Raw genomic sequence first — 25,756 nt, forward strand, 5'->3', positions numbered from 1 at the left:
AGCGTAATCCGGGGCCTTTGTCGCTTTTGGTTCGGGCCCGGATTGCGCTGCGCTCCATCCGGGCTACCCAACCTCTATGCAGGAGGCGTGCCGTTGATGGCGAGCACGTGGCCGGCGAGATAGAGCGAGCCGGTGATCAGGATGCGCGGCGGCACCTCGTAGGCGAGTTTCGCCAAGGCGCGCAGTGCGGCCTCGACGCCGGGCGCGGGCTCGACGCGCATGCCGAGGCTGCGGGCGGCATCCGTGAGGCGGTCGACCGGCATCGCGTTGTCGGTGTCGGGAATCGGCACCGCGATGATGTGACGGGTCAGACCGGCGAAATTGGCGAGAAAACCTTGCGCGTCCTTGTTGGCCATCATGCCCGCGATCACGACCAGCGGCCGCGACACCCGCTCTTCGAGATCGCCAAGCGCGGCCGCCGCGACGCGGCCGCCTTCCGCATTATGGCCGCCGTCGAGCCAGATCTCCGATCCCTGCGGCCCCCAAGCGAGCAGCTCTCCAGACGCAATGCGTTGCATCCGTGCCGGCCATTCCGCACCGACGATCCCGGCTTCGAACGCCGCCTGGTTGACCTTGAAGGCGTTGGTGGCCCGCAACGTCGCGATGGCGAGGCCGGCATTGTCGAATTGGTGGCGGCCGAACAGGCGCGGCGCGGTGAGGTCCATCAAGCCGCGCTCGTCGGAATAAACCAGCCGCCCATGCTCGACATTGACGTGCCAGCTCTCGCCCGCGGCAAACAACGGCGCGCGCATGCGCCTGGCCTGCGCCTCGATCACGGCCATCGCCTCGCCCGACTGCTCGGCGCACACCACGGGCACGCCACGCTTGATGATCGCGGCCTTTTCGCCCGCGATCGACGTCAAGGTGTCGCCCAAGAAATCCATGTGGTCCATGCTGACAGGCGTGATCACGCAGGCCGCCGGCGCGTCGATGACGTTGGTTGAATCAAGCCGGCCGCCAAGGCCAACCTCCAGCAGAACCACATCGGCCGGGTTTTGCGCGAACAGATGAAACGCCGCCGCCGTCTTGAGCTCGAACACGGTGGCCGGCTCGCCGGCATTGACACGCTCGACCTGTTCCAGCGCCGCGCGCAACTCGTCGTCGCTGACGAGCACGCCGCCCCCGACGCGGCCGAGCCGGAAACATTCGTTGATGCGAACGAGATAGGGCGATGTGTAGGCGTGGACGCGCAGGCCGGCGGCCTCCAGCGTCGCGCGCAGATAAGCGAGCGTCGAGCCCTTGCCGTTGGTACCGGCGATGTGGATCACCGGCGGCAGCTTGCGCTCGGGATGACCGAGCCGATCGAGCAGGCGGTGCATCCGCTCCAACCCGAGATCGATGCGTTTCTGATGCAGGGCCGACAGCCGCCCGATCAATTCGTCGAGCGACCGCTTTGCGCTGTCAGAGGAAGCGTTCACGCGTGCGGCGCGGCCGGCGCCGTTTCAGGAGCCGATACGATCTGCGCCGGGCTCACGACCGGCTGCACCGGTTTCGATGCGCTCTCCAGCGCCGGCGCCCTGGTCAACAGGCGGCAGAGCCGCGCCAGGGTCGGACGCAATTCGTGGCGATGCACGACCATGTCGACCATGCCGTGCTCCTTGAGGTATTCGGCGCGCTGAAACCCCTCGGGGAGTTTTTCGCGAATGGTCTGCTCGATGACCCGCGCGCCGGCAAAGCCGATCAGCGCACCGGGTTCGGCGATCTGCACGTCGCCGAGCATCGCATAAGACGCGGTGACGCCGCCGGTGGTCGGGTTGGTCAGCACGACGATGTAGGGCTGTTTCGCTTCACGCAGCATCTGCACCGCGACCGTGGTGCGCGGCATCTGCATCAGCGACAGGATGCCTTCCTGCATGCGCGCGCCACCCGAGGCGGCGAACACGATGAAGGGTGACTTCTTCTCGACCGCAAGCTCGAGCCCGCGCACGATGGCTTCGCCCGCGGCCATGCCGAGCGAGCCGCCCATGAAGTCGAAATCCTGCACGGCGACGACGACGGCGGCACCTTCGAGCTTGCCGTAGCCGACCTTGATCGCGTCGTTGAGGTTGGTTCGGGCGCGGGCATCCTTGATGCGATCGACGTACTTCTTCTCGTCACGGAACTTGAGCGGATCGGGCGTGACGTCGGGCAGCGCGACGTCGTACCAGGTCTCGTTGTCGAAAATCGACTTCAGACGCGCCACCGCGTTCATGCGCATATGATAGTTCGAGCCGGGGATGACGAACTGGTTGGCCTCGACGTCCTTGTAGAACACGAGCTGTCCGGAATCCGGGCACTTGATCCACAGATTCTCCGGCGTCTCCCGCCGCAGCATGTTGCGGATCTTCGGCCGGACCACATTGGTAAGCCAGTTCATGGTTTGCTCCGATGTGCGATCCCGCCTGGGGACCACCTGAAGGATATATGGCGGCCGGGACCCGGCCCGGCAAGCCGCCGGATCGTCCGCCTTGCTCGTCGGACTTGCTCGTCGGACTTGGCAGCGGAATTATGGCCTATTCCGCCGCCTGTTGCGCGCCCTTGACGCCCTGGGCCAGTGCCGCCGTCAACTCGGCGACGGCATTGACGGTTTTGCCGGTGGCGTGCCCGTCCGCATCGAGGCTGTTCTTGAGGGCGTCGACCAGCGCCGTGCCGACTACGGCGCCATTGGCATGCGAGGCAATCGCGCGGGCATTCTCCGGCGTGCGGATACCGAATCCGACGCAGACCGGCAGCTTGGTGTGCCGCTTGATGCGGATAACGGCCTCGCCGACGGCCGTGGAGTCCGCGGCCGCCGCGCCGGTGATGCCGGTGATCGCAACGTAGTAGACAAAGCCCGAGGTGTTGGCGAGCACGGCCGGCAGTCGCTTGTCGTCGGTGGTCGGCGTCGCCAGGCGGATGAAATTGAGGCCGGCCTTCATCGCGGGCAGGCAGAGCTCGTCGTCCTCCTCCGGCGGCAGGTCGACGATGATGAGGCCGTCGATGCCGGCACTCTTCGCATCGATCAGGAATTTGTCGACGCCATAGATGTAGATCGGGTTGTAGTAGCCCATCAGCACGACCGGCGTGGTGTTGTCGTCCTTGCGGAAGCCGCGCACGAGATCGAGCGTCTTCTTCAGCGTCATGCCGGCCTTGAGCGCGCGCAGGCCGGCCGCCTGGATCGAGGGACCGTCGGCCATCGGATCGGTGAAGGGCATGCCGAGTTCGATCACGTCGGCGCCCGCTTTCGGCAGCGCCTTGATGATTTCCAGCGAGGTCGCCGGATCGGGATCGCCGGCCATCACGAAGGTGACGAAGGCCGCGCGACCGGCTTTCTTCAGCTCGGCGAAACGGGTGTCGATACGCGTGGTCACTTGCTCTTGCCCCTCAGGATGTCGCCGACCTGCGGGACGTCCTTGTCGCCGCGGCCGGAGAGGTTGACGACCATCAGGTGATCTTTGGTCCGCTTCGGCGCGAGCTCCATCACCTTGGCGATGGCATGTGCCGGTTCGAGCGCGGGGATGATGCCTTCCAGCTTCGACAGCAGCTGGAACGCCGCGAGCGCCTCGTCGTCGGTCGCGGAGAGATAGTTCACGCGGCCGATCTCGTGCAGCCAGGAGTGCTCGGGGCCGATGCCGGGATAATCGAGCCCGGCGGAGATCGAATGCGCGTCCTGGATCTGGCCGTCCGCATCCATCAGCAGATAGGTGCGGTTGCCGTGCAGCACGCCCGGACGGCCGCCGGCTATCGACGCCGCATGCAGTTGTGTCAGCCCGTGGCCCGCAGCTTCGACGCCGAAGATCTCGACGGTGGAATCGTCGAGGAACGGATGAAACAGGCCCATCGCGTTGGAGCCGCCGCCGATGCAGGCGACCAGCGAGTCGGGCAGGCGGCCTTCGATCTCCTGCATCTGCACCTTGGTCTCGTTGCCGATGATCGACTGGAAGTCGCGCACCAGCGTCGGATAGGGATGGGGCCCTGCGACCGTGCCGATGCAATAGAACGTGTTGTGCACGTTGGTGACCCAGTCGCGCAGCGCCTCGTTCATGGCATCCTTCAGCGTGCGCGTGCCCGACTGCACTGGAATGACCGTCGCGCCCAGCATCTCCATGCGGATGACGTTGGGCTGCTGCCGCTCGACGTCGACGGCGCCCATGTACACGATACATTCCAGGCCGAAGCGCGCACACAGCGTCGCGGTGGCAACACCGTGCTGGCCGGCGCCGGTCTCGGCGATGATGCGCTTCTTGCCCATGCGCCGCGCCAGCATGATCTGGCCGAGCACGTTGTTCACCTTGTGCGAGCCGGTGTGGTTGAGCTCTTCGCGCTTGAGGTAGATTTTCGCGCCGCCCAGATGCTCGGTCAGACGCTCGGCGAAATAGAGCGGCGAAGGCCGGCCGACGTAATTCTTGAGATAGCCGTTCATCTCGGTCTGGAAGGCCGGGTCGGCCTTGGCCTCGGTGTAGGCTTTCTCCAGATCGAGGATCAGCGGCATCAGGGTTTCGGCAACGAAGCGTCCGCCGAAAATGCCGAAATGGCCGCGCTCGTCGGGGCCGCTGCGATAGGAATTTGGTTTTACAACATTCATCGGACGCTCAACTCTTGACTTGCATCTTGGCTTGCGCGCGCGGCGCGAATGAAGGCCTTGATCATCTCGGGGTCTTTCACGCCCGGGGCGCTCTCGACACCGGAGGAGACATCGACACCGCCGGCGCGGGTGACGCGAACGGCCTCGGCGACGTTGTCGGCGCTGAGGCCGCCCGAGACCATATACGGCAACGCGAGCTCCAGGTTTCCGAGCAGATGCCAATCGAACGGTGCACCGAGGCCGCCCGGCCGCGTTGCGTCCTTCGGTGCGCGCGCGTCGAACAGGATGCGTTCGGCAACCTCTGCGTAACCGGGCAGCACGGCGAGATCGGCTGAGGTCGCGACCGGCACGACCTTCATCACCGGGCGATCGAACCGTTGCCTGATGTCGCGCAGCCGGGCCACGCTCTCCGTGCCATGAAGCTGGAAAATGTCCGGCGACAGCGCGTCCATGATGTTGTCGAGCGTCGCATCGTCGGCATCGACGGTGAGCGCGACCTTGAGCGCGCGCCGCTTCACCTGCCGGCCGAGCTCCCGGCCGGCTTCCAGCGACAAATCCCGCGGCGACGGCGGGAAGAACACGAATCCCACCATGTCGGCACCCGCATCGAGCGCCGTTTCGAGCGTCTCGGGCGTGGACAGGCCGCAGATTTTGACGAGCAGGGACATGTTCTCGACGGATATGGGCTCAAAGCAAATGGAGGCCGCAGGTCCGCGGCCGGAAGACGGGCTTTTCGGTTGCGGCCGCTTCTACAACGTCGCGCGCTGCTTGTCTCGCCCGACGGGCCCGTAAAGCCCCACACCGGAGGGAACGGGGAGGCGCTGGGCCTCGGGCCTTGCTGCGGCAGACTGGGCCCGCAGATCAGCCAGCTCGCCTCGCGCGGCCCGGGCATCCGCGTCATGCCGGCGCGCCGCACGCCGCCAGTGCCGCTGGCCCAACCAGACGGCACAACCGCCCGCGACCACCCCGAGCGCGGCCACCACGATCAGGAGCAGGAACAGCGGTAGCGTGACCGAGAATGACGGGTCGTTGGAAACGAAGGGATCGAACGAGACCGTGACGAAATGCCGGTTGGCGACGGCAAAGACCATCAGGACCAGGCCCAGCGGAATCACGACCAGCGCGGTCAGGAATTTTCGCATCTCGGCTCGCTCGCCTTGAATCAAGCTTGCGGCCGCATCGCTGGCGACCGCGGGAAACCCTGAGGTGAACCTCAGTCTGGCGCGCCTGGATCCGGATGGTCGCGATTCAGCCGTTCGCGCATTTCCTTGCCGGTCTTGAAGAACGGAACGCTCTTCTGATCGACAGGCACATGGGCGCCGGTGCGCGGATTGCGCCCTGCGCGTGCAGGGCGATGCTTGACCGAGAAGGCACCGAAGCCGCGCAACTCGACGCGGTCACCGCGCGCGAGAGCCGCTACGATCTCTTCGAGAATCGCATTCACAATGTTCTCGACATCCCGCTGGTACAGATGCGGGTTGTGCTCGGCGATACGCTGAACAAGTTCGGATTTGATCATCGAGAGATAGGACCCGGGAGCGTGCGGACGACCATTTCCGTGAAAATACCGTGATCTGTCAAGACGCTAAATGAAGGTTGAGCGTCGTGAAAATACGTGACAAATGCCGAAAAAGCGGGCTGGCCCTGCACGCGCCGAACGGGAAAAACCTCTGGGGCTCGCCCGGTTCCGGTCAGTTCGACGCCGCCGGCTGCCACAAAGCCAGCATCCCATCCATTCCGAGCCGATCGATCGCCTGCACGACGCCGGTTTGCGCGATTTGATGCGCAATCGAGCCTAAACCCAGTGCTTCCAGCGTCACTGCGGCCGCCGCCTTGAGGAACGGCAGATCGCTGAAGCGTGGCTGCAGCTTGTAATCGCGCACGGAGAGCCCCTTCTTGACGCCCTTCTGCTCGACCAGCCAGGTCACCGCGGTCTTCTCGTCGCCGATCTGATCGATCAGCTTGAGATCGATGGCCTGGCGTCCGGTGAAGACACGGCCATCAACCACTTTCTCGAGCTGCGTGTCATCCATGCCACGCCGTTCCTTCACCAATCCCTTGAACCAGGCATAGGAATCCTTCACCAGCGCATCGAGCGCCGCCCGTGCCTCGGGGCTGGTCGGCTCGAAACCGTTGGGCGCGGCCTTCAGCGGCGTGGATTTTACCTCCTCGACCTTGACGCCGACGGTCTTCAACAGCTCCGAGACGTTCGGAAACTGGAACAGCACGCCGATCGAGCCGACCAGCGAGCTCTGCTGGGCGATGATGTGATCGCTCGCGATCGCGGTGATGTAGCCGCCGGAGGCGGCGAGGCCTTCGACGACCACGACGAGCGGCTTCTTTGCCTTCAGCCGTACAAGCGAATCATAGAGCTGCTCGGAGCCGGCGGTGGTACCGCCCGGCGAGTTGACGTGAACGATGACGGCGGCAGCCTGCGAATTCTCCAGCCGTTCGAGCGCCTGCGTGCGATCGGAATCGCTGCGGATCAGGCCATCGATCTGGACCCGTGCGATCGAGCCGGCGGACGCGAACGTGCCGCGCGCACCCGGCGTCGCGACCAGCGCGAAGCCTGCGATCGCGGCGATCGCGATCAGTGCGGCCAATACGCGCCAGAACGTCAGCTTGCGGCGGATCCTGCGGCGATCGACGATGATGTCCGAATCGAGCGACATCTCAATATCTCCAAATGAAAGGCCAAGCGCGTTGTGCCGTCGCAGCGTCAGCATTGGCTTATCTGGATACATCAATTGCGGCGCAATTAGAAGAAAACAAGGCCGGCTGCGGCGTAGCCCGATTGGAGTCCGTAGCCCGGATGGAGCGGAGCGCAATCCGGGACAATCCCGCCGGCCGCACGAATCCCGGATTTCGCTTTCGCTCCATCCGGGCTACGGCCTCAACAACAAAAAAAGCCCCGGCTTGCGCCGGGGCTTTGATGCAGCGAAACCTGCGTTTCGCTTACTTGGTGTCGCGGTTCTTGAGCGCGGTGCCGAGGATGTCGCCGAGCGTCGCCCCCGAATCGGAGGAGCCGTACTGCGCGATGGCTTCCTTCTCTTCGGCGACTTCGAGCGCCTTGATCGACACCTGGACCTTGCGGGCCTTCTTGTCGAACTGGATCACGCGGGCATCGACCTTCTCGCCGACGGCGAAACGTTCGGCGCGCTGATCGTTGCGGTCACGGGCGAGCTCCGAGCGCTTCACGAAAGTGGTGAAGTCGGTACCGGTGATCTTCACCTCGATGCCGCTCTCCTTCACTTCGATCACTTCGCAGGTCACGACCGCACCCTTCTTGACATCGCCCGGCTCGGCGAAGGGGTCGCCTTCGAGCTGCTTGATGCCAAGCGAGATGCGCTCCTTCTCGACGTCCACATCGAGCACCACGGCCTTCACCATGTCGCCCTTCTTGTAGTTGTCGATCACCTGTTCGCCCGGCTGCTTCCAGTCGAGGTCGGAGAGATGGACCATGCCGTCGACGTCGCCCTCGAGGCCCAGGAACAGACCGAACTCGGTCTTGTTCTTGACCTCGCCCTCGACCGTCGAACCGGTCGGGTGACCTTCGACGAAGACCTCCCACGGGTTGCGCATGGTCTGCTTGAGGCCGAGCGAGATGCGGCGCTTGACGGAATCAACTTCCAGCACCTGCACTTCGACTTCCTGCGAGGTCGAAACGATCTTGCCGGGGTGCATGTTCTTCTTGGTCCACGACATCTCGGAGACGTGGATCAGGCCTTCGATGCCCGGCTCGAGCTCGACGAACGCGCCGTAGTCGGTGATGTTGGTGACGCGACCGGTGAAGCGGGCACCCAGCGGGTACTTGGCTTCGATGCCCTGCCACGGATCGTCCAACAGCTGCTTCATGCCCAGCGAGATGCGGTGCGTCTCGTGGTTGATCTTGATGATCTTGACCTTCACGGTCTGGCCGATCGAGAGCACCTCGGTCGGATGGTTGACGCGGCGCCACGCGATATCGGTGACGTGCAGCAGACCGTCGATGCCGCCGAGATCAACGAACGCACCGTAATCGGTGATGTTCTTGACCACGCCGTCGATGACCTGACCCTCTTCGAGGTTCTGCACCAGCTCCTGACGCTGCTCGGCGCGGGTCTCTTCGAGAACCGTGCGGCGCGACACGACGATGTTGCCGCGGCGACGGTCCATCTTGAGGATCTGGAACGGCTGCGAGTTGTTCATCAGCGGCGCAACGTCGCGGATCGGACGGATGTCGACCTGCGAACGCGGCAGGAAGGCCACGGCACCGTCGAGGTCGACGGTGAAGCCGCCCTTGACCTGGTTGAAGATGACGCCGTTGACCTTCTCGTTGTTCTGGAAGGCCTTCTCGAGCTTGCCCCAGCTCTCTTCGCGGCGCGCCTTGTCGCGCGACAGCACGGCTTCGCCGAGGGCGTTCTCGATCCGATCGAGGAACACTTCCACCTCGTCGCCGACCTTGAGCTCGCTGTCACGGCCGGGGCCGGAAAATTCGCGCAGGGCAACGCGGCCCTCGGTCTTCAGGCCGACGTCGATGACGGCCATGTCCTTTTCGATTGCAACAACCTTGCCCTTGATGACTGAGCTTTCCTGCAGGTTGCCGCCTGCGAAGGACTCGTCGAGCATCGCGGCGAAATCGTCGCGCGACGGGCTATAGGTATCAGCAGAAGTCGAAGCCATTTGTTCTCCAGTTGCGGATGTCGTGCCGGCCGTTGGGTTCTAGGGCGCATCGTACGCGCAGTGTCGGAAGGTCCGCAGAACCTTCGAGCGACCGCTCGCTGCTCCGACCTGGGGGGCGGAACAGCGGAAGCGGGCCGGCTGAGGCCCGCGCATTCGATACGTGGAAATCTTTTGTCCGGAACCTGGATCGCGTCGGCCCGAGCGGGGACCGAGAGTATCGACCTCAAAGAGCGGGAGCGGGCGCTTCCTCCAATGACGGCAGCGGCTTAACCCCGCGACCGGCCCGCTCGGACGGCCTCGATAATGTCGATGGCGGCCCGGACGCCGCCTTCTATATCCAGTTGGGAGTTATCTAGCAAGTAAGCATCCGCGGCCGGCTTCAGGGGCGCGATCGCCCGGTTCTTATCGCGTTCGTCGCGCTGGATGATGTCGGCGAGCACGGCCGCCTCGTCGGCCTCCTCGCCCCGCGCCTTGGCCTCCATGGTCCGGCGGCGGGCGCGGACCTTGGGGTCGGCCACGACGAAGATCTTCACGTCGGCATGGGGGCAGATCACCGTTCCAATATCCCGACCGTCGAGCACGGCGCCGGGCGGATCGGCGGCGAATTGCCGCTGAAAGCTGACCAGGGCCTCGCGCACCCTTGGGATCGCCGAGACGATGGAGGCGCCCTCGCCGGCCTTCTGGGTCTTCAGGGCGGGATTGCCGAACTTCTCGGGATCGAGTTCCAGCGCCGCAGCGACCGCCGCTGCCTCGTCCCGGAGATCATGACCGGACTGCATCAGGGAATAGGCCACCGCGCGATAGATCACGCCGGTATCAAGATGACGGTAGCCGTAATGGTGGGCAAGACGCTTGCCGAGCGTGCCCTTGCCCGACGCCGCGGGCCCGTCGATGGCGATGATCATGAAAAATCGGCCCCAAGCGAACGCATCATCGGGATGAAATCCGGAAAACTGGTGGCGATGAAGGCGGTGTCGTCGACGGTCACCGGCTGGTCCGACGCGCAGCCCATCACCAGCGCGGACATCGCGATGCGATGGTCCATGTGGGTGGCCACAACGCCACCGCCGGGAACGTGGCCGCGGCCTTCGACGATCAAATCGTCGCCGGAGACCTCGACCTTGACGCCGTTGACCCGGAGCATGGCGGCAGTGGCTTCGAGACGGTCGGATTCCTTGACGCGCAGCTCCTGGAGGCCGCGCATGATGGTCGTGCCCTCGGCAAAGGCGGCCGCCACCGCCAGCACCAGATATTCGTCGATCATCGACGGTGCGCGCTCCGGCGGCACCTCGACACCGCGCAGTTTCGAGGCGCGTACGCGCAGCTTTGCCATCGGCTCGCCGGCGTCGCCGCGAACTTCGCTTTCCTCGATCGAGGCACCCATTTCGCGCAGCGTGGTGAAAAGACCGGTGCGCAGCGGATTGGTCATGACATCGGACAGGACGAGGTCGGAGCCTTCGACGATCAGCGCAGCAACGATGGGGAACGCCGCCGACGAGGGATCGGCGGGCACGACGACATTGGCGCCATGCAGCTCAGGCTGCCCTACGAGCGTGATACGGCGGCCGTGCTGACCTTCCCGCACCGAGCTGATCTCGGCGCCGAAATGCTTGAGCATCAGCTCGGTGTGGTCGCGACTGGCCTCGGTCTCGATGACGGTGGTGGTGCCCGGCGCGGCCAGGCCCGCGAGCAGCACGGCGGATTTGATCTGAGCCGAGGCCACCGGCGTCTTGTAGGTGATCGGCAGCGGATCGCGCGCACCCTGGACGGTCAGCGGCAGACGGCCGCCCTCGCCGCCGGCGACGACCTTCGCACCCATCTTTTCCAGCGGGTCCAGGATCCGGCGCATCGGCCGGGTGCGCAGCGAGGCATCGCCGTCGAAAATCGCAGAGATCGGGCAGCCGGCGACGGCGCCCATGACGAGCCGGCAGCCGGTGCCGGAGTTGCCGAAATCCAGCGGCGCTTTGGGCTCCGCGAAGCCCGCGACACCCACGCCGTTCACCTTCCAGGCGAAATCTCCCGTGCGCTCGACCTTGGCGCCAAGCGCCTGCATGGATTTGGCGGTGTTAAGGACGTCCTCGCCCTCCAGGAGGCCCGAAATCCGCGTCTCTCCGACCGCGAGCGCGCCGAGGATGAGGGCACGGTGGGAGATCGACTTGTCTCCGGGCACCCGTACTTTCCCGGTCAGGGGACCGCTGGCGCGCGATTGGAGCGGCGTCGGCTTGTCGGAATCGGTCAAGTTTGTGTCCTTGGATAGGCCCGAAACGTCCCTGCGGGACTCGCGGGGCAGGTACCACATGGTCCCCCCGCCGTCACGGGCATGTCGTTCTCCCGCAATGCGCTATTGACAGCGGGCCGCCAACTAGCCAAGTGAAGCACCGCTTTTCAGACATTTCCAGGATTCCTCTGCCGTGGCCAAGTCCGAACTCGGAACTAAACGTATTTGCCCGACCACGGGCAAAAAGTTCTATGACCTCAACAAGAATCCGGTGATCTCGCCCTATACCGGTGAAGTCGTGCCGATCGCGCCCATCGCGCCGGCTCGCGCACCCCGCGGCGCCGAAGCCCGCCACGCAGCCGCTGCCGCCGACGCCACGCCGGAGCCGGCGGAGGTCGAGGAGGTCTCGCTCGAGGAGGCCGATGCGGAGGAGAACACCGGCAAGGTCAAGGCCGTCGTGCCCGAATCCGAGGACGACATCGAAGTCGATGAGACCATCGAGGACGATGACGACGATGATTCGACCTTTATCGCCGACGACGAAGAAGGCGATGAGGACGTCACCGACATCATTGGTGATGTCGGCGGTGACGAAGAGACTTGAGATAATTCCAGAACTGTGGTTCTGGGTCTTTCCCGACGCGTCGCCCAAGGCGCGTCGGACGGTTAAGGGGCCATAGCTCAGCTGGGAGAGCGCTTGCATGGCATGCAAGAGGTCGGCGGTTCGATCCCGCCTGGCTCCACCAGCCTTCGCTGGCTTCGCCAGCTACGGCTCGGCAAGCCCGGGAAGTCCCTCGTAGCGAAGTGAGCGAAGGCTGTCCCGCCATAGCCCGAAGGGCGACGGCGGACGAAGCAAGCACCTTATGGCGCCCGGGAACTGCTATCCTGCCTTCAGGGAGGAAGCGGAATGAAGTACGTCTATATCCTCGAAAGCCTTGATTCCGAGCACTTCTACGTTCGCATCACCGACGACTTACGAGCCCGTTTGGCAAAGCATAACGCCGGCGAGGTGCCACACACGTCGAAGTACGGGCCTTGGCGAATTCGGACCTATTTCGCGTTTGATGACGCGGCACGCGCTGTCGCCTTCGAGCGATATCTGAAATCTGGTTCGGGTCGCGCTTTCGCGAAGAAGCACCTCTAATCCTACTCCCCGATCACCGCATTCAACCTGTCACGCAACGCCACAATCTCGTCCTTCATCGCGACCAGTTCCGAGACCGAGCAGTCCGACGCCGCCAGGATCGATTGCGGCACGGCGCGCGCCTTGTCCTTCAAGGCTTGGCCCTGCGCGGTCAATGCGATCAGCACCTGACGTTCGTCTTCGCTCGAGCGCGTGCGCTTGACGAGATGGGCCGCCTCGAGCCGCTTGAGCAGCGGCGTCAGCGTACCCGAATCCAGGTGCAGCTTTTCGCCGATGTCCTTGACCGGCACGTCGTCGCGCTCCCACAGCACCAGCATCACCAGATATTGCGGATAGGTCAGGCCGAGCCGGTCCAGCAGCGGCTTGTAGACGCGGTTGAAGGCATGCGCGGCCGAATAGACCGCGAAGCAGATCTGGTTTTCGAGGCGCAGCGGCGCGTCCGCTGCCGAATGTTTCCGGGGCATGGAGAATCTCACAGGACTTGCTCCATTCTGGGGCCGGCCGGCGGCATATTCAATTGCGAACAATTAAATGTGAGGCCCCATAATTTCAATTGCGCACAATCTAATTGTTTGCGATAAGGATCCTAGCCCACCCGAAAAACACAGGGAGACGAAAATGTCAGTGAACGTCCTTTACAAGACCAGCGCAAAGGCCACCGGCGGCCGCGACGGCCATGCTGCGACCCTCGACGGCGCGCTCGACGTCAAGCTCACCACGCCGAAGGAACTCGGCGGCGGAGGCGGTGCCGGCAACAATCCCGAGCAGCTGTTTGCGGCAGGCTATGCCGCCTGCTTCATCGGCGCGATGAAGTTCGTGTCCTCGCAGGGCGGCCCCAAGGTTCCGGCCGACGCCTCCGTGACCTCGACCGTCGGCATCGGCCCGCGCGCGGCCGGCGGCTTCGGTCTCGACATCGACCTCGCCGTCTCGCTGCCGGGCCTCGCCCGCGCGGAAGCCGAGGCGCTGGTCGAGAAGGCGCACCAGGTGTGCCCGTATTCCAACGCGACGCGCGGCAATGTCGACGTTCGCCTGACGGTCGTCTGATTGGCTAGCTGAAGCGGCTGGCCCGGGATGCCCTCGGACCGGCCGCTTTCCTTGATTTGCCATCCCGCGGGATTGCGGCGAGCGGTCTGCATGACACCCTACGCGGGAAGCCATTGCCGGCTCGGACGAACCTCGTTAGGCCTGTGATCACATCGACACAGGGGACGCGAAGGCATGACTGAAGCCGCCAGTTCTGGAGCCGCCACGGGCGCAATGAGCGGCCTGCGCGTGATCGATCTCACGCGCGTGCTCGGCGGTCCCTATTGCACCCAGATCCTCGCCGACCATGGCGCCGACGTGATCAAGGTCGAGCCGCCCGCAGGTGACGAGGTGCGCGATTGGGGCCCTCCCTTCCACGAAGAAGACGCGGCCTATTTCATCGGCATCAACCGCAACAAGCGCTCGATCGGCCTCGACCTCGCCTCCGAGGGCGGCCGGACCGTACTGCTCAAGATGCTGGAGAGTGCCGACGTCCTGATCGAGAACTTCAAGCCGGGCACGCTGGAGAAATGGGGCATCGGCAACGAGGTGTTGCGCGAGAAATTCCCGCGCCTCGTGCATTGCCGGATCTGCGGCTTCGGCGCCGACGGCCCGCGCGGCGGCAATCCCGGCTATGACGCCATCATCCAGGCCATGACCGGCATGATCGCGGCGACGGGCTCGCCCGAGAGCGGACCGATGCGCATCGGCGTGCCGCTGGTCGACATCGGCACCGGCCTTTATGCGGCGATCGGGATCCTGATGGCGCTGTCGGAGCGGCAGCGCTCGGGCCAGGGCCAGTTCCTGGAGACCACGCTGTACGAGACCGGTCTCGCCATCATGCATCCGCACACCGCGAATTATTTCATGCATGGCAAGCCGCCGGCGCTCACCGGCAACGAGCATCCCAACCTCGTGCCTTATGCGATCTTCCCGACCAAGACCGACAACATCTTCATCGGCGTTGGCAATGACGGCACCTTCCGCAAGCTCGCCAAGGAGATCGGCAAGCCCGAGCTCGGCACCGATCCGCGCTTTGCCCGCAACAAGGACCGCATCGCCAATCGCGAAGCACTGCGCGCCGAGCTCGCCGCCGTGTTCAGCCAGCACGAGGCCGAGCCGCTGTGCAATCGCCTGCTCGCCGCCGGCCTGCCCGCAGGCCCCGTGCAGAAGATCGACCAGGCGTTGACCAACCCGCACACGATCGCCCGCGGCGATATCATCGAGAAGGATTGGTACAAGGGCGTGGCGTCGCCGATCCGGCTCGATCGCAGCAAGCCGAGCCTGCGTCGCCTGCCGCCGAAATTCAGCCAGCACGCGGCCGAGGTGCTGGGCGAATTCGGCTACTCCAGCTCCGAGATCGACGCGATGGTCGAGCAGGGCACGGTCTGCGGACCCGAGCGCAAGCGCTAGCGCCTCGCCTTCCACATCCGACGGCAATGCCGCACTGCGGCGCGGGCGCTCTGTGCACCGCGAACGGAGGACGCTGCGCGCGCGGCATTCGCCTATTTGACGACTTCCCTTTTGCCGCGCTTGCCGCTTTCGTTTCGGCCGCTTACACAGTCATGTGAACGTCATATGGCGCTGCTAGCGCAAGCGATCATTTTTGACGGCCCAAGAGAACGGCCAAGGGAGGTTTACTTGATGGCTCTTAGACACTTTGGAGCGGCTGCCGCTATTGCGCTCACGGTTGGACTATCGGCCTCGCCGGCCTTGGCCGCGACCGAAATCCAGTGGTGGCACGCGATGACCGGCGCCAACAACGACGTCATCGTCAAGCTCGCCACCGATTTCAACGCGTCGCAGAGCGACTACAAGGTGATCCCGACCTACAAGGGCAACTATCCCGATACGATGAACGCCGGCATCGCGGCGTTCCGCGCCGGCAACGCTCCGCACATCATGCAGGTGTTCGAAGTCGGCACCGCGACCATGATGGCCGCGACCGGCGCCGTGAAGCCCGTCTACAAGCTGATGGCCGACGCCGGCGAGAAGTTCGATCCCAAGATCTACCTGCCCGCCATCACCGGCTATTATTCGACGTCGAAGGGCGAGATGCTGTCGTTCCCCTTCAACTCGTCCTCGACCGTGATGTGGGTGAACCTCGACGAGCTGAAGAAGGCGAACGTGGAGATCCCGAAGACCTGGCCCGAAACGTTCGAGGCCGCCAAGAAGCTGAAGGCTGCCGGTCACGACACCTGCGGTTTCTCCGGCTCCTGGGTCACCTGGGTCAATCTCGAGCAGCTCTCGGCCTGGCACAACGTGCCGCTCGCCAGCAAGGCCAACGGCCTCGACGGCTTCGACACCGTGCTCGAGTTCAATGGACCGCTTCAGGTCAAGCATCTCGAAACCCTGGTCGAGCTGCAGAAGACCAAGACCTACGACTATGCGGGCCGCACCAACACCGGCGAAGGTCGCTTCACCTCGGGCGAATGCCCGCTCTACCTGACCTCCTCGGCGTTCTTCGGCAACGTCAAGGCGCAGGCCAAGTTCGCCTTCACCGCCGTGCCGATGCCGTATTATCCGGACGTCAAGGGCGCGCCGCAGAACTCGATCATCGGCGGCGCTTCGCTGTGGGTAATGGGCGGCAAATCGGCCGAGGAATACAAGGGCGTCGCAAAATTCCTGACCTTCCTCTCGGACACCGATCGCCAGGTCTATATCCACAAGGCCTCCGGCTACCTGCCGATCACCAAGGCGGCCTACGCCAAGGCCAAGGAAGAGGGCTTCTACAAGGATCAGCCCTATCTCGAGACGCCGCTGCTCGAGTTGACCAACAAGGAGCCGACCGAGAATTCGCGCGGTCTGCGCCTCGGCAACATGGTGCAGCTCCGTGACGTCTGGTCGGAAGAGATCGAACAGGCGCTGGCCGGCAAGAAGACCGCCAAGCAGGCGCTGGATGCCGCCGTCGAGCGCGGCAACACGATGCTGCGGCAGTTCGAAAAGACCGCCGTCAAGTGAGGCAATGAGCGGCAGGCCGCGACCCGGCCTGCCGCTCTGCTGGCATCATGCAAAAGCAAGCCATTTTCCAGTCAAGGCTGTTACCGTACGCGCTGGTTGCGCCGCAGCTCGCGATCGTCCTGATTTTCTTCTATTGGCCGGCCCTGCAGGCGGTGATCCAGTCCTTCCTGCTCCAGGATGCGTTTGGGCTGTCGACCACCTTTGTCTGGTTCGAGAATTACATCGAGCTGTTCAAGGACGCGGCCTATTTCGAGGCAATCGTCCGAACGTTCTTCTTCTCGTTCGCCATCGCCGTCTCGTCGCTGTCCTTCGCGCTGCTGCTCGCCGTGATGGCGGACAAGCCGCTGCGTGGCTCGATGCTCTACCGCACGCTGCTGATCTGGCCCTATGCGGTGGCGCCGCCCGTGGTCGGCGTGCTCTGGATCTTCATGCTGCATCCCTCGCTCGGCGTGCTCTCGCGCTATCTGCGCAACATGGGCATCGACTGGAATCCGCTGCTCGACGGCGACCAGGCCGCGGCGCTGATCATCCTCGCCGCCGCGTGGAAGCAGATCTCCTATAATTTCCTGTTCTTCCTCGCCGGCCTGCAGGCGATCCCGAAGAGCGTGTTCGAGGCCGCCGCAATCGACGGCGCGCGCCCGATGCGGCGGTTCTGGACCGTGACTTTCCCGCTGCTGTCGCCGACCATCTTCTTCCTGCTGGTGGTCAACATCGTCTACGCCTTCTTCGACACGTTCGGCATCATCGACACCATGACCCGCGGCGGTCCCGGAACGTCGACGGTCACGCTGGTCTACAAGGTCTATTCCGACGGCCTGCTCGGCGGCAATCTCGGCAGCTCGGCCGCGCAGTCGGTGATCCTGATGGTCATGGTCATCGTGCTCACCGGAATCCAGTTCCGGTTCGTCGAACGCAAGGTGACCTACTGATGGTCGAGGAAGAGGGCTTCCGGCGCTACGTCGCCCACATCATCCTCTGGATCGGGATCGCGATCGTCGCCTTCCCGGTCTACATCGCGTTCGTCGCCTCGACCCAGGACAACGCGCTGATCGCCAACGGGCAGATGTCGCTGCTGCCGGGCGGTCATTTCTTCGAGGTCTACTACCAGACCATTTTCGTCGGCACGAGCGGCTCGACCCGCGAGCCCGTCGGCAACATGATGCTGAACTCGCTGGTGATGGCGCTGCTGATCGCGGTCGGCAAGATCGCGATCTCGATCATCTCGGCCTATGCGATCGTCTATTTCCGCTTTCCGTTCCGGATGCCGATCTTCTGGATCATCTTCATCACCCTGATGCTGCCGGTCGAGGTCCGCATCTATCCGACCTACAAGATCGTCGCCGATCTGCATATGCTCGACAGCTATGCGGGCCTGTCGCTGCCGCTGATCGCCTCGGCCACCGCGACGCTGCTGTTTCGCCAGTTCTTCATGACGGTGCCGGACGAGCTGCTGGAGGCCTCGCGCATCGACGGCGCCGGTCCCCTGCGCTTCTTCTGGGATACGCTGCTGCCGCTGTCGCGCACCAATATGGCGGCGCTGTTCGTGATCCTCTTCATCCTCGGCTGGAATCAATATCTCTGGCCGCTGCTGATCACCACCCGTGACGACATGCAGACCATCCAGGTCGGCATCCGCAAGATGATCACCACCACCGACGCGCTGACCGAATGGCCGATCGTGATGGCGACCGCCGTGCTTGCGATGCTGCCGCCGGTGTTCGTCGTCGTCGTGATGCAGAAATTGTTCGTGCGCGGACTCGTGGAGACGGAAAAGTAAATCCCATGGCTAACGTCACCCTGCGCAACGTCCGCAAAACCTACCCCGGCGGCTTCGAAGCCATCAAGGGCGTCAACGTCGATGTCGGCGACGGACAATTCTGCGTGCTGGTCGGGCCCTCCGGCTGCGGCAAGTCGACATTGCTGCGCATGGTCGCAGGGCTCGAAACCGTCACCGGCGGCGAGATCGACATCGGCGGCCGCATCGTCAACCAGATCGAGCCCGCCCACCGCGACATCGCGATGGTGTTCCAGAACTACGCGCTCTATCCGCATATGAGCGTCTTCAACAACATGGCCTACGGCCTGCGCAACCGCGGCATGAAGGAGGCCGAGGTCAAGACCCGCGTCGATGAAGCCGCGCGCGTGCTCGAGCTCACGTCGATGCTGGAGCGCAAGCCGCGCCAGCTCTCCGGTGGCCAGCGCCAGCGCGTCGCCATGGGCCGCGCCATCGTGCGCCAGCCCAAGGTGTTTCTGTTCGACGAGCCGCTGTCCAACCTCGACGCAAAGCTCCGCATCGCGATGCGGGTCGAGATCCGCAAATTGCAGCGCCGGCTCAACACGACGTCGATCTACGTCACCCACGACCAGCTCGAGGCGATGACGCTCGCCGACATTCTCGTGGTGATGAATGGCGGCCAGGTCGAGCAGGTCGGCAATCCGCTCGCAATCTACGAGAAGCCGGCAACGACCTTCGTCGCCTCCTTCATCGGCGCGCCGCCGATGAACCTGATGTCGATCCGCGCCGACGAGATCAAGTCGCAGCTCGGCAGCACCGACGCCGGCATCCTCGGCATCCGCCCGGAGGATTTCGTCATCACCGACCAGACCCCTGCCGGCGGCGTCGCGCTCCCGCTCACCGTGGAAGCGATCGAGCGCGTCGGCGCCGAAACCTTCGTCTACGGCACGCGGGCTCAGGACGAGCAGCGCATCGCCGCCAATCCCGGCGAACTGCCGCCTGGCGAGGTCATCGTCCGCATTCCCGGCTCCGAGGCACCGCCGATCGGCGAGAAGATCCGCGTCGCAGCAATGCGCCAAAAGCTGCATCTGTTCAGCGGCGACGGACGGACGCGGATCGAGGCCTGACCGGTTCCGCAGGTCGATCTCTCAAAAAGCGCGAAAACAACCCCATGCACAGTAGAAGGGGGTTTGTTTTCGTTGAGAGAATTCGGCCGGCTAACTCGTCGTCATGCCCGGGCTTGTCCCGGGCATCCACGTTCTTCACGCGCGAGTAAAGGTCGTGGATGGCCGGGACAAGCCCGGCCATGACGATGCGGAAGCAACGGTGCACGTAAGCGGAAATGGCCCATCCACAGCCCCCGGCTACGTCCTTGAACCCACACGCGGATATGCCCATATTGCTGATCAAGGGGTGCCTGTACGGGCCCTGATGCACCAAAGTCGCTTCGAGAGGACTTTGTAAACTATGTCTCGTGTTCCCACGCTTTCCAGTCCGTTCCTTCTGGGCTTCGACGAGATCGAGCGCGTGCTCGATCGGGTCGTCAAAGGTGCCGACGGTTACCCTCCCTACAATATCGAGAGGTGCGACCGGTCGGAGGGCCAGCCCGAGCGTTTGCGAATCACGCTGGCGGTCGCCGGATTCACCCGCGACCAACTCGATGTAACCATTGAGGAAAACCAGCTCGTCATTCGCGGACGGCAGCAGGACGACAAGACCCGGCAATACATCCATCGCGGCATCGCCGCGCGCCACTTCCAGCGCACCTTCGTGCTGGCGGAGGGGATGCTGGTGCTGGGTGCGGATCTGAAGAACGGATTGCTGGCGATCGATCTTGCCCGGCCGGAACCGGAGAGGATCGTTAAGACAATCGCTATCAATGAGCACGAATAATGGAACGAGTAGCGGACTCGACCGCTTAGTTTCTGTGAAGGAGTCGAGACCATGAGTGAAGGTCACGTTGCGTTCGAATACGAAGCCAAGAACGTCTCGGCAGAGACGCTGGCAACCCTCGGCGAAGGCCATATCGCCTATGTGAAGCAGATCCGATCCGAAGATGTGCCGGGCCTGTTTCCCGAAGCGCCGAAGATCGCGCCGGGCCTCAAGCTCTTCGCGCTCCACGCCGCCGACGGCACGCCGATCATGCTGACCGACAGCCGCGAAGCCGCGATCGCCAACGCCTGGAGCAACGAGCTGCAAGCGGTGAGCGTGCACTGAGCACGCGCACGTCGCACGAATAGAGTTTTAAGCGGGCATGCCTTCGCAGGAAGGTGTGCCCGTTTTGCTTTGACGGCCGAATTCGGATACTCTAAATTCTGGTTGATCCGACCAGAAGGCACAGCATGTCGACAAAGGGTCCCTCGTCGAAGAAGCGCCCCCAATCCGGGCGATGGAGCCTTCAGGATGCGAAGACTCACCTCAGCCAGATCGTCAGGGAGGCCCAACGCACCGGACCGCAGCGCGTTACGCTGCACGGGAAGGACGCCGCGGTCATTATCGCGGCAGAGGAATTCGATCGCCTCCAACGTCCCGTGAGCGGCCGCGACATCGTTTCGGTCCTTGCCAAATCGCCGTTGGGCGATGTGGAATTTGAACGCCTGACGATCAAATCCAAAGTTCGGGACGTCGAGCTTTGAGAGGATGGCTGCTCGATACCAGTGTGGTTTCGGAACTACGCCGGCCCAAACCCAATCCTGACGTTGCCGATTTTGTCGCCAGCCAAAACGGCGGTGATCTCTATGTCACCGAGGTCACCTTCGCCGAAATCGTCTACGGCATCGAACAACTGTCCGATCCCACCAGACGCGCAGACCTTCGATCGTGGTTAGACAACACGCTGCGACCGCTGTTTGCGGGGCGGGTTCTTCCCATCACCGAAGATGTCATCGTGCGGTGGAAAACGATGGTCGTCGAGGGCCGCAAGCGCCGCCATACGTTCGGGCAGCCTGACTTGTTCATCGCGGCTATCGCCGCGCTACAGGATCTGATTGTTGTTACACGTGATATCGACGAATTCGTCGAAGCGCGCGTGCCGGTGTTTGATCCGTGGACGCACAAATTCTACTGCCACGGCGACGAGACGCTCATGCGGCCACCCGTGACTCTCGAAGCGATGTCGAGTTTGTAGCAAAGCAGATCGTCCCAAGCCCCACGGAAGATGGCGGCCCCGGCTCCGCGATCACTTCACAAAGCCGAGTCCTTCGCGCGCCGTGTCCACGGCCCATTTGTCGCTCAGTGGCAGCGCGAGCACGCTGTTGAAATCCGCGCGCGCATGTTTTGGGTCGGACATCATCATGTAGAGGAGGGCACGATTGACCAGGGCGAGCTGGCTGTTCGGATCGAGCCGGATCGCCTCGTTGTAGTCGCCGAGCGCGCGATCGTGCTGTCCGATGTCCCGAAACAGACCGGCGCGACTGTTGTAGGCCTCCCAATTCCCCGGCTGTAATCGGATTACTTCGTCGAAATCGGCAAGGGCGCGTTTGTCGTCGCCCTTTCCGTGCAGGACGACGCCGCGAACGAGATAGGCCTTTGCGAAAGACGGTCTCATCCTCGTCACGTCATCCAGTTCCCGGATGGTGCTGTCGGCATCGTCCTTCTTCAGGAACACCATGGCCCGGCAGTAGTGGCCGCCGGCATTTCCGGGTTCCAGGCGGACGGCGCTGTCGCAATCGTCCAGAGCTGCATCGATCTCGCCCTTGTGGGAGCGAATGGTGCTTCGCAACTCGTAGGGCCAGGCGGCGGCCGGATTGCGCTGCATCGCCTCACTGTAATCGGCGACGGCGTGATCGGTGTCGCCCTTCGCTGCATACGCCTCCCCTCGCATGACGAGCGCACGGTAAGCCTGCTTGGGGCTGCGTTCGATGGCCTCGGTGAAGTCGGCGATCGCGCGATCGAAATCGCCCCTGCTGAAATAGCCCTCGGCGCGCGAGGTGTAGGACGGCCCATAATTTGGGTCGAGGCGAATGGCCTCGTTGTAGTCGATCATGGCGTGATCGCGATCGCCTTTGGCAGAATAGGCGCGACCGCGGCAATTATAGGCCCGCCCGAAATTCGGATCGATCCGGATCGCGGCGCTGCAATCCTCGAAGGCCCGATTCCAGTCGTGCTTGATATAGTAGGCTTCGCCGCGCAGCTCGTAAGCGACCGCATTGGTTGGGTCGGCTGCAATGATCTCGGTCTTCTCCGCGATGACGCGATCGTTGGACGCCTCGTCGGCGCGGGCCACGGCGGTGGCGATAATGGTGGCGGAGCAAAGCAGACCGAAAACCCGCCCGATCGAACCGCAAATCATCTTGAAAAATCCCCGCCCCGAAACGTGCCGGAGAGGAAATATCGCAGCACCCGGCTGACAATAAGTCGCAGACGGCGCTGCGTCGGTTCGAGGGAGAAGGGTTACGCCGCAGTCGCCGGCGGCAGGGCGAGCACCGAATAGATCGCCTGGGCGTCGCGCGAGGCGCGAAGCTTCTTGGCGATGTCTTGGTCGCGGAGGAGACGGGCGATGCGGGCCAGTGCCTTCAAATGATCGGCGCCGGCGCCTTCGGGGGCGAGCAGCAGGAAGACGAGATCGACCGGCTGGCCGTCCATCGATTCGAAATCGATCGGACGATCGAGACGTGCGAACAGGCCGAAGATCTTTTCCAGCTTGGGCAGCTTGCCGTGGGGAATGGCGACGCCGTAGCCGACCGCTGTGGTGCCGAGCTTCTCGCGTTGCAGGAGCACCTCGAACACGGAACGCTCGTTCTGCCCGGTCAGCTCGGCGGCCTTGGCCGCGAGTTCCTGAAGCGCCTGCTTCTTGCTGTTGACCTTCAATGCCGGGAGAATCGCCTCGGGCGCGACCAGATCGGTAATCGGCATGGAAGTCTTCCGAGGTGAATGAAAACGTCAGGTTCCGAATTGGCCAGCCTGGACAAAGAACCTGGGCGGGCCGACGTCAAGAAGTTGAAGCAGGAGGCGGACTTAGCTCGCCCCTGATGTGGGGGGCTTCTACTCCAACGCAATCCCGGTGCCAACTCCCGCGTGCAGCTTTGCCCCGGTCATTATTGAGGCGGAAAGAGGCCCCCGGCGCAGGGCCGCAGGGTGTCGCCCAACGGCCTCAGGCCTTGCCATCCGTCTTGACCCCCGGGGGGTCGATCCAGCCGACATTGCCGTCGGCCCGGCGGTAAATGATGTTCACCCGGCCCGAGGAGCCATGCTGAAACACCAAGCAGGGCGCCCCGCTGAGGTCGAGTTCCATCACCGCTTCGCTGACGGACAGCGGCTTCAGCGAGGTGGTGGCCTCGGCGATGATGACGGGGCTGTAGCCGGTGATCTCGTCCTCGTCCTCACCTTCGCCCGGGGCCTCCAGCACGTAGCTGGTGGCATCCATGGCGGCCAGCGCCGCGGAGGCGACATGGGCCTTGCGGGCGGAGCGGTCCTTGAGGCGGCTCTTGTAGCGCTTGAGCCGCTTCTCGATCATCACCAGGGCCTGGTCGGCACTGGCATAGGCATCCGGTGCGTTCGAATCGGCCTCGAGCGTGATTCCCGAATCAAGATGCAGCGCACAGTCGGTGCGGAAGCCGAAGCCGTCCTTGCTCAGCGTGATGTGGCCGGAATAATTGCCGTCGAAATATTTGCGCAAGACCTCTTCAGTCCGGTCGGTGACGCGGCCGCGCAGGGCCTCGCCGACATTGACGCTCTTTCCCGAGATGCGGAGAGTCATGTGAACCTCGCTTGGTCCGTGCCTGGCCTGGATTTCGGCCGGATAGCAGATCGAGAGTAGCGCGATTTGGCGCCGGCGCAATCAGGCTGGTTCGGGATTGCGGGAGCGATCGGCCATGGCGGTGGAGAGGACGTTACCAAGAGCGCTCTGCTTGTCGCGACGGCGTTGCACCGAGGAAGGAATGCGCATGGCTTCGCGGTACTTCGCGACCGTGCGGCGGGCGATATCAATGCCCGAGCCGCGCAAGCGTTCCACGATGGTGTCGTCGGACAGGATCGCGGACGGCGCCTCCGCATCGATCAGCAGCTTGATGTGGTGACGCACGGCTTCGGCCGAATGCGCCTCGCCGCCATCGGCCGAGGCGATCGAGGCCGTGAAGAAATATTTCAGCTCGAACGTGCCGCGATTGGTCGCCATGTATTTGTTGGCGGTGACGCGCGACACCGTGGATTCATGCATCTGGATGGCGTCGGCGACGGCCTTCAGATTCAGCGGTCGCAGGTGCGCCACGCCATGGGTGAAGAAGCCGTCCTGCTGGCGCACGATCTCGGTTGCGACCTTCAGGATGGTGCGGGCGCGCTGGTCGAGCGCGCGCACCAGCCACGTCGCGTTCTGAAGCGCGTCGGTGAAATAGGATTTGTCGCCGTCCTTGCCGATCTTCTTCGAGAGCTGCGAATAGTAGGTCTGGTTGACCAGCACGCGCGGCAAGGTGTCGCTGTTGAGCTCGACATGCCAGCCGCCGTCGGGACCCGGACGGACATAGACATCGGGCACCATGGTCTGGAGCCGCGCCGTACCGAACTTCATGCCGGGCTTGGGATTGAGCCGGCGGATCTCGCCGATCATGTCGGCGATGTCCTCGTCGTCGACGCCGCAGAGCTTGCGCAAGGCCGCGACGTCGCGCTTGGCGAGGAGATCGAGATGCTCGACCAGGGCCTGCATCGCGGGATCGTAGCGGTCGAGCTCGCGGAGCTGGATCGCCAGGCATTCGCTCAGATTGCGCGCGCAGACGCCGGGCGGATCGAATTTCTGCAGCACGGCAAGAACGTTCTCGACGTCCTGTTGCGATGCGCCGAGCCGTTCGGCGGCCTGGCCGAGATCCGGGGGCAGATAGCCGGCCTCGTCGACGAGGTCGATCAAATACTGGCCGATCATGCGCTGCGCGGCGCCGGTGAAGGCAACCGAGAGCTGCTCGGCGAGATGGTCGCCGAGCGTCATCTCCGCGGCGACGAAGGCTTCGAGATTGTAGTCCTCGTCACCGGAGGCGCCGCCGCCCCATTCGGTATAGGTGGTCGGCGCCGCATCCTGGGCGTTGCGCGCGGCCGCCTCGGCCGGTTCCTCGGAGAAGACGTTGTCCAACCCGGTGTCCATGGTCTGCTCGATCTCGGCGCGGGTGCCGAGATCCTTGCTCATCCACTCTTCCTGGCCGGGCTCGAAGGCTTCACCCGGGCCGCCGCCGGGCTCGTCGTTGTGGCCGCCGTCGCTGTCGTTGAACTGGCCGGTCTCGGCCGGGCCCTCGCCCGCAGGCGGCTCGTCATTGGCCCGCTCCAGCAGCGGGTTACGCTCGAGTTCCTCTTCGACGAAGGTCGTGAGATCGAGATTGGACAATTGCAGCAGCTTGATCGCCTGCATCAACTGCGGCGTCATGACCAGCGACTGCGATTGCCGGAACTCTAATCTCTGCGAAAGCGCCATGAAGCAAGAACCGATCCCAAAAAGTTGGTCCGATTTTTGCTTATCCTAGTCCAAGCCCGATGTACACGTCTTGACGA

The 25,756-nt window shown here is 63.9% G+C and carries 28 protein-coding genes and 1 tRNA gene; 13 read left to right on the forward strand and 16 right to left on the reverse strand.

The window, feature by feature from the left end; translation table 11 throughout:
• Nucleotides 1-74 precede the first annotated feature (74 nt).
• The 11 genes from AC0L3J_RS03000 to aroA all read right to left on the reverse strand — a co-directional run bounded on the left by AC0L3J_RS03000 (nucleotide 75) and on the right by aroA (nucleotide 11,504).
• Nucleotides 75-1,418 carry a bifunctional folylpolyglutamate synthase/dihydrofolate synthase gene (locus tag AC0L3J_RS03000; protein WP_473345876.1) on the reverse strand — a complete coding sequence of 448 codons (1,344 nt, stop codon included), beginning with the start codon at nucleotides 1,416-1,418 and terminating at the stop codon, nucleotides 75-77.
• Entirely contained in the window at nucleotides 1,415-2,356 is a 942-nt protein-coding gene (accD, locus tag AC0L3J_RS03005) for an acetyl-CoA carboxylase, carboxyltransferase subunit beta (RefSeq protein ID WP_275168838.1), read from the reverse strand. Before accD ends, AC0L3J_RS03000 begins: the two co-directional genes overlap by 4 nt.
• Before the next feature lie 136 nt (nucleotides 2,357-2,492).
• The gene (gene trpA / locus AC0L3J_RS03010) at nucleotides 2,493-3,329 is read right to left on the reverse strand and encodes a tryptophan synthase subunit alpha (protein ID WP_473345877.1); all 837 of its coding nucleotides are present in this window, start codon (nucleotides 3,327-3,329) and stop codon (nucleotides 2,493-2,495) included.
• Nucleotides 3,326-4,543 (reverse strand): tryptophan synthase subunit beta, encoded by a 1,218-nt coding sequence (gene trpB, locus AC0L3J_RS03015; RefSeq protein WP_473345878.1) that lies wholly within the window; start codon nucleotides 4,541-4,543, stop codon nucleotides 3,326-3,328. Before trpB ends, trpA begins: the two co-directional genes overlap by 4 nt.
• Nucleotides 4,540-5,211 (reverse strand): phosphoribosylanthranilate isomerase, encoded by a 672-nt coding sequence (locus tag AC0L3J_RS03020; RefSeq protein ID WP_473345879.1) that lies wholly within the window; start codon nucleotides 5,209-5,211, stop codon nucleotides 4,540-4,542. The genes trpB and AC0L3J_RS03020 overlap by 4 nt, the downstream gene beginning before the upstream one ends.
• An 81-nt stretch (nucleotides 5,212-5,292) precedes the next feature.
• Nucleotides 5,293-5,685, reverse strand: a complete 393-nt coding sequence (locus tag AC0L3J_RS03025; protein WP_473345881.1) for a lipopolysaccharide assembly protein LapA domain-containing protein — start codon at nucleotides 5,683-5,685, stop codon at nucleotides 5,293-5,295.
• 71 nt (nucleotides 5,686-5,756) lie between these two features.
• Nucleotides 5,757-6,062, reverse strand: a complete 306-nt coding sequence (locus AC0L3J_RS03030) for an integration host factor subunit beta (RefSeq protein WP_007598410.1) — start codon at nucleotides 6,060-6,062, stop codon at nucleotides 5,757-5,759.
• Nucleotides 6,063-6,234: 172 nt separating this feature from the next.
• Nucleotides 6,235-7,215 (reverse strand): signal peptide peptidase SppA, encoded by a 981-nt coding sequence (sppA, locus tag AC0L3J_RS03035; RefSeq protein WP_473345882.1) that lies wholly within the window; start codon nucleotides 7,213-7,215, stop codon nucleotides 6,235-6,237.
• 283 nt (nucleotides 7,216-7,498) lie between these two features.
• Nucleotides 7,499-9,205 carry a 30S ribosomal protein S1 gene (gene rpsA, locus AC0L3J_RS03040; protein WP_027566167.1) on the reverse strand — a complete coding sequence of 569 codons (1,707 nt, stop codon included), beginning with the start codon at nucleotides 9,203-9,205 and terminating at the stop codon, nucleotides 7,499-7,501.
• A gap of 266 nt (nucleotides 9,206-9,471) precedes the next feature.
• On the reverse strand, nucleotides 9,472-10,110 hold the full coding sequence (cmk, locus tag AC0L3J_RS03045; RefSeq protein ID WP_027514724.1) for a (d)CMP kinase: 639 nt from the start codon (nucleotides 10,108-10,110) through the stop codon (nucleotides 9,472-9,474).
• Complete coding sequence (gene aroA / locus AC0L3J_RS03050; protein ID WP_473345883.1) at nucleotides 10,107-11,504, reverse strand: 3-phosphoshikimate 1-carboxyvinyltransferase; 1,398 nt, start codon at nucleotides 11,502-11,504, stop codon at nucleotides 10,107-10,109. Before aroA ends, cmk begins: the two co-directional genes overlap by 4 nt.
• Before the next feature lie 112 nt (nucleotides 11,505-11,616).
• Here aroA and AC0L3J_RS03055 point away from each other — a divergent pair, with 112 nt between their 5' ends.
• The 3 genes from AC0L3J_RS03055 (at nucleotide 11,617) to AC0L3J_RS03065 (ending at nucleotide 12,567) form a co-directional block, all read left to right on the forward strand.
• Nucleotides 11,617-12,027 (forward strand): TIGR02300 family protein, encoded by a 411-nt coding sequence (locus AC0L3J_RS03055; protein ID WP_007598417.1) that lies wholly within the window; start codon nucleotides 11,617-11,619, stop codon nucleotides 12,025-12,027.
• 66 nt (nucleotides 12,028-12,093) lie between these two features.
• Nucleotides 12,094-12,169 (forward strand) — tRNA-Ala (locus AC0L3J_RS03060).
• A 161-nt stretch (nucleotides 12,170-12,330) separates the two neighbouring features.
• Nucleotides 12,331-12,567 (forward strand): GIY-YIG nuclease family protein, encoded by a 237-nt coding sequence (locus AC0L3J_RS03065; RefSeq protein ID WP_473345884.1) that lies wholly within the window; start codon nucleotides 12,331-12,333, stop codon nucleotides 12,565-12,567.
• Nucleotides 12,568-12,569: 2 nt separating this feature from the next.
• Here AC0L3J_RS03065 and AC0L3J_RS03070 read toward each other — a convergent pair whose 3' ends face one another.
• Entirely contained in the window at nucleotides 12,570-13,031 is a 462-nt protein-coding gene (locus AC0L3J_RS03070; protein WP_473345885.1) for a MarR family winged helix-turn-helix transcriptional regulator, read from the reverse strand.
• A 154-nt stretch (nucleotides 13,032-13,185) separates the two neighbouring features.
• Here AC0L3J_RS03070 and AC0L3J_RS03075 point away from each other — a divergent pair, with 154 nt between their 5' ends.
• The 10 genes from AC0L3J_RS03075 (at nucleotide 13,186) to AC0L3J_RS03120 (ending at nucleotide 21,413) form a co-directional block, all read left to right on the forward strand.
• Nucleotides 13,186-13,611 carry an organic hydroperoxide resistance protein gene (locus tag AC0L3J_RS03075; protein WP_007598424.1) on the forward strand — a complete coding sequence of 142 codons (426 nt, stop codon included), beginning with the start codon at nucleotides 13,186-13,188 and terminating at the stop codon, nucleotides 13,609-13,611.
• 174 nt (nucleotides 13,612-13,785) lie between these two features.
• Nucleotides 13,786-15,003 carry a CaiB/BaiF CoA transferase family protein gene (locus AC0L3J_RS03080; RefSeq protein ID WP_473345886.1) on the forward strand — a complete coding sequence of 406 codons (1,218 nt, stop codon included), beginning with the start codon at nucleotides 13,786-13,788 and terminating at the stop codon, nucleotides 15,001-15,003.
• 231 nt (nucleotides 15,004-15,234) lie between these two features.
• Nucleotides 15,235-16,551 carry a sn-glycerol-3-phosphate ABC transporter substrate-binding protein UgpB gene (ugpB, locus tag AC0L3J_RS03085; RefSeq protein ID WP_473345887.1) on the forward strand — a complete coding sequence of 439 codons (1,317 nt, stop codon included), beginning with the start codon at nucleotides 15,235-15,237 and terminating at the stop codon, nucleotides 16,549-16,551.
• Between the two features lie 47 nt (nucleotides 16,552-16,598).
• Nucleotides 16,599-17,480, forward strand: coding sequence for a sn-glycerol-3-phosphate ABC transporter permease UgpA (gene ugpA / locus AC0L3J_RS03090; protein WP_354200327.1), 882 nt, complete (start codon nucleotides 16,599-16,601; stop codon nucleotides 17,478-17,480).
• The gene (ugpE, locus tag AC0L3J_RS03095; protein ID WP_211395093.1) at nucleotides 17,480-18,328 is read left to right on the forward strand and encodes a sn-glycerol-3-phosphate ABC transporter permease UgpE; all 849 of its coding nucleotides are present in this window, start codon (nucleotides 17,480-17,482) and stop codon (nucleotides 18,326-18,328) included. The genes ugpA and ugpE overlap by 1 nt, the downstream gene beginning before the upstream one ends.
• Before the next feature lie 5 nt (nucleotides 18,329-18,333).
• A complete protein-coding gene (locus AC0L3J_RS03100) occupies nucleotides 18,334-19,413 on the forward strand; it encodes a sn-glycerol-3-phosphate import ATP-binding protein UgpC (protein ID WP_473345888.1) in 1,080 nt (359 codons plus the stop codon).
• Nucleotides 19,414-19,753: 340 nt separating this feature from the next.
• Nucleotides 19,754-20,179, forward strand: a complete 426-nt coding sequence (locus tag AC0L3J_RS03105; protein ID WP_007598583.1) for an Hsp20 family protein — start codon at nucleotides 19,754-19,756, stop codon at nucleotides 20,177-20,179.
• A gap of 51 nt (nucleotides 20,180-20,230) precedes the next feature.
• Complete coding sequence (locus AC0L3J_RS03110; RefSeq protein WP_284274347.1) at nucleotides 20,231-20,503, forward strand: BQ00720 family protein; 273 nt, start codon at nucleotides 20,231-20,233, stop codon at nucleotides 20,501-20,503.
• Between the two features lie 125 nt (nucleotides 20,504-20,628).
• On the forward strand, nucleotides 20,629-20,922 hold the full coding sequence (locus AC0L3J_RS03115) for a type II toxin-antitoxin system Phd/YefM family antitoxin (protein ID WP_473345889.1): 294 nt from the start codon (nucleotides 20,629-20,631) through the stop codon (nucleotides 20,920-20,922).
• A complete protein-coding gene (locus tag AC0L3J_RS03120) occupies nucleotides 20,919-21,413 on the forward strand; it encodes a PIN domain-containing protein (protein ID WP_473345890.1) in 495 nt (164 codons plus the stop codon). Before AC0L3J_RS03115 ends, AC0L3J_RS03120 begins: the two co-directional genes overlap by 4 nt.
• 51 nt (nucleotides 21,414-21,464) lie before the next feature.
• Here AC0L3J_RS03120 and AC0L3J_RS03125 read toward each other — a convergent pair whose 3' ends face one another.
• The 4 genes from AC0L3J_RS03125 to rpoN form a co-directional block, all read right to left on the reverse strand.
• A complete protein-coding gene (locus AC0L3J_RS03125; protein WP_473345892.1) occupies nucleotides 21,465-22,577 on the reverse strand; it encodes a tetratricopeptide repeat protein in 1,113 nt (370 codons plus the stop codon).
• 101 nt (nucleotides 22,578-22,678) lie between these two features.
• Nucleotides 22,679-23,140 (reverse strand): PTS IIA-like nitrogen regulatory protein PtsN, encoded by a 462-nt coding sequence (ptsN, locus tag AC0L3J_RS03130; RefSeq protein ID WP_027514736.1) that lies wholly within the window; start codon nucleotides 23,138-23,140, stop codon nucleotides 22,679-22,681.
• Nucleotides 23,141-23,378: 238 nt separating this feature from the next.
• Nucleotides 23,379-23,984, reverse strand: a complete 606-nt coding sequence (hpf, locus tag AC0L3J_RS03135; RefSeq protein WP_456766981.1) for a ribosome hibernation-promoting factor, HPF/YfiA family — start codon at nucleotides 23,982-23,984, stop codon at nucleotides 23,379-23,381.
• Nucleotides 23,985-24,065: 81 nt separating this feature from the next.
• Nucleotides 24,066-25,679 (reverse strand): RNA polymerase factor sigma-54, encoded by a 1,614-nt coding sequence (gene rpoN, locus AC0L3J_RS03140; RefSeq protein ID WP_473345893.1) that lies wholly within the window; start codon nucleotides 25,677-25,679, stop codon nucleotides 24,066-24,068.
• Between the last annotated feature and the right edge of the window lie 77 nt (nucleotides 25,680-25,756).

It is taken from the genome of Bradyrhizobium sp. Kon37 (genome assembly GCF_055807535.1).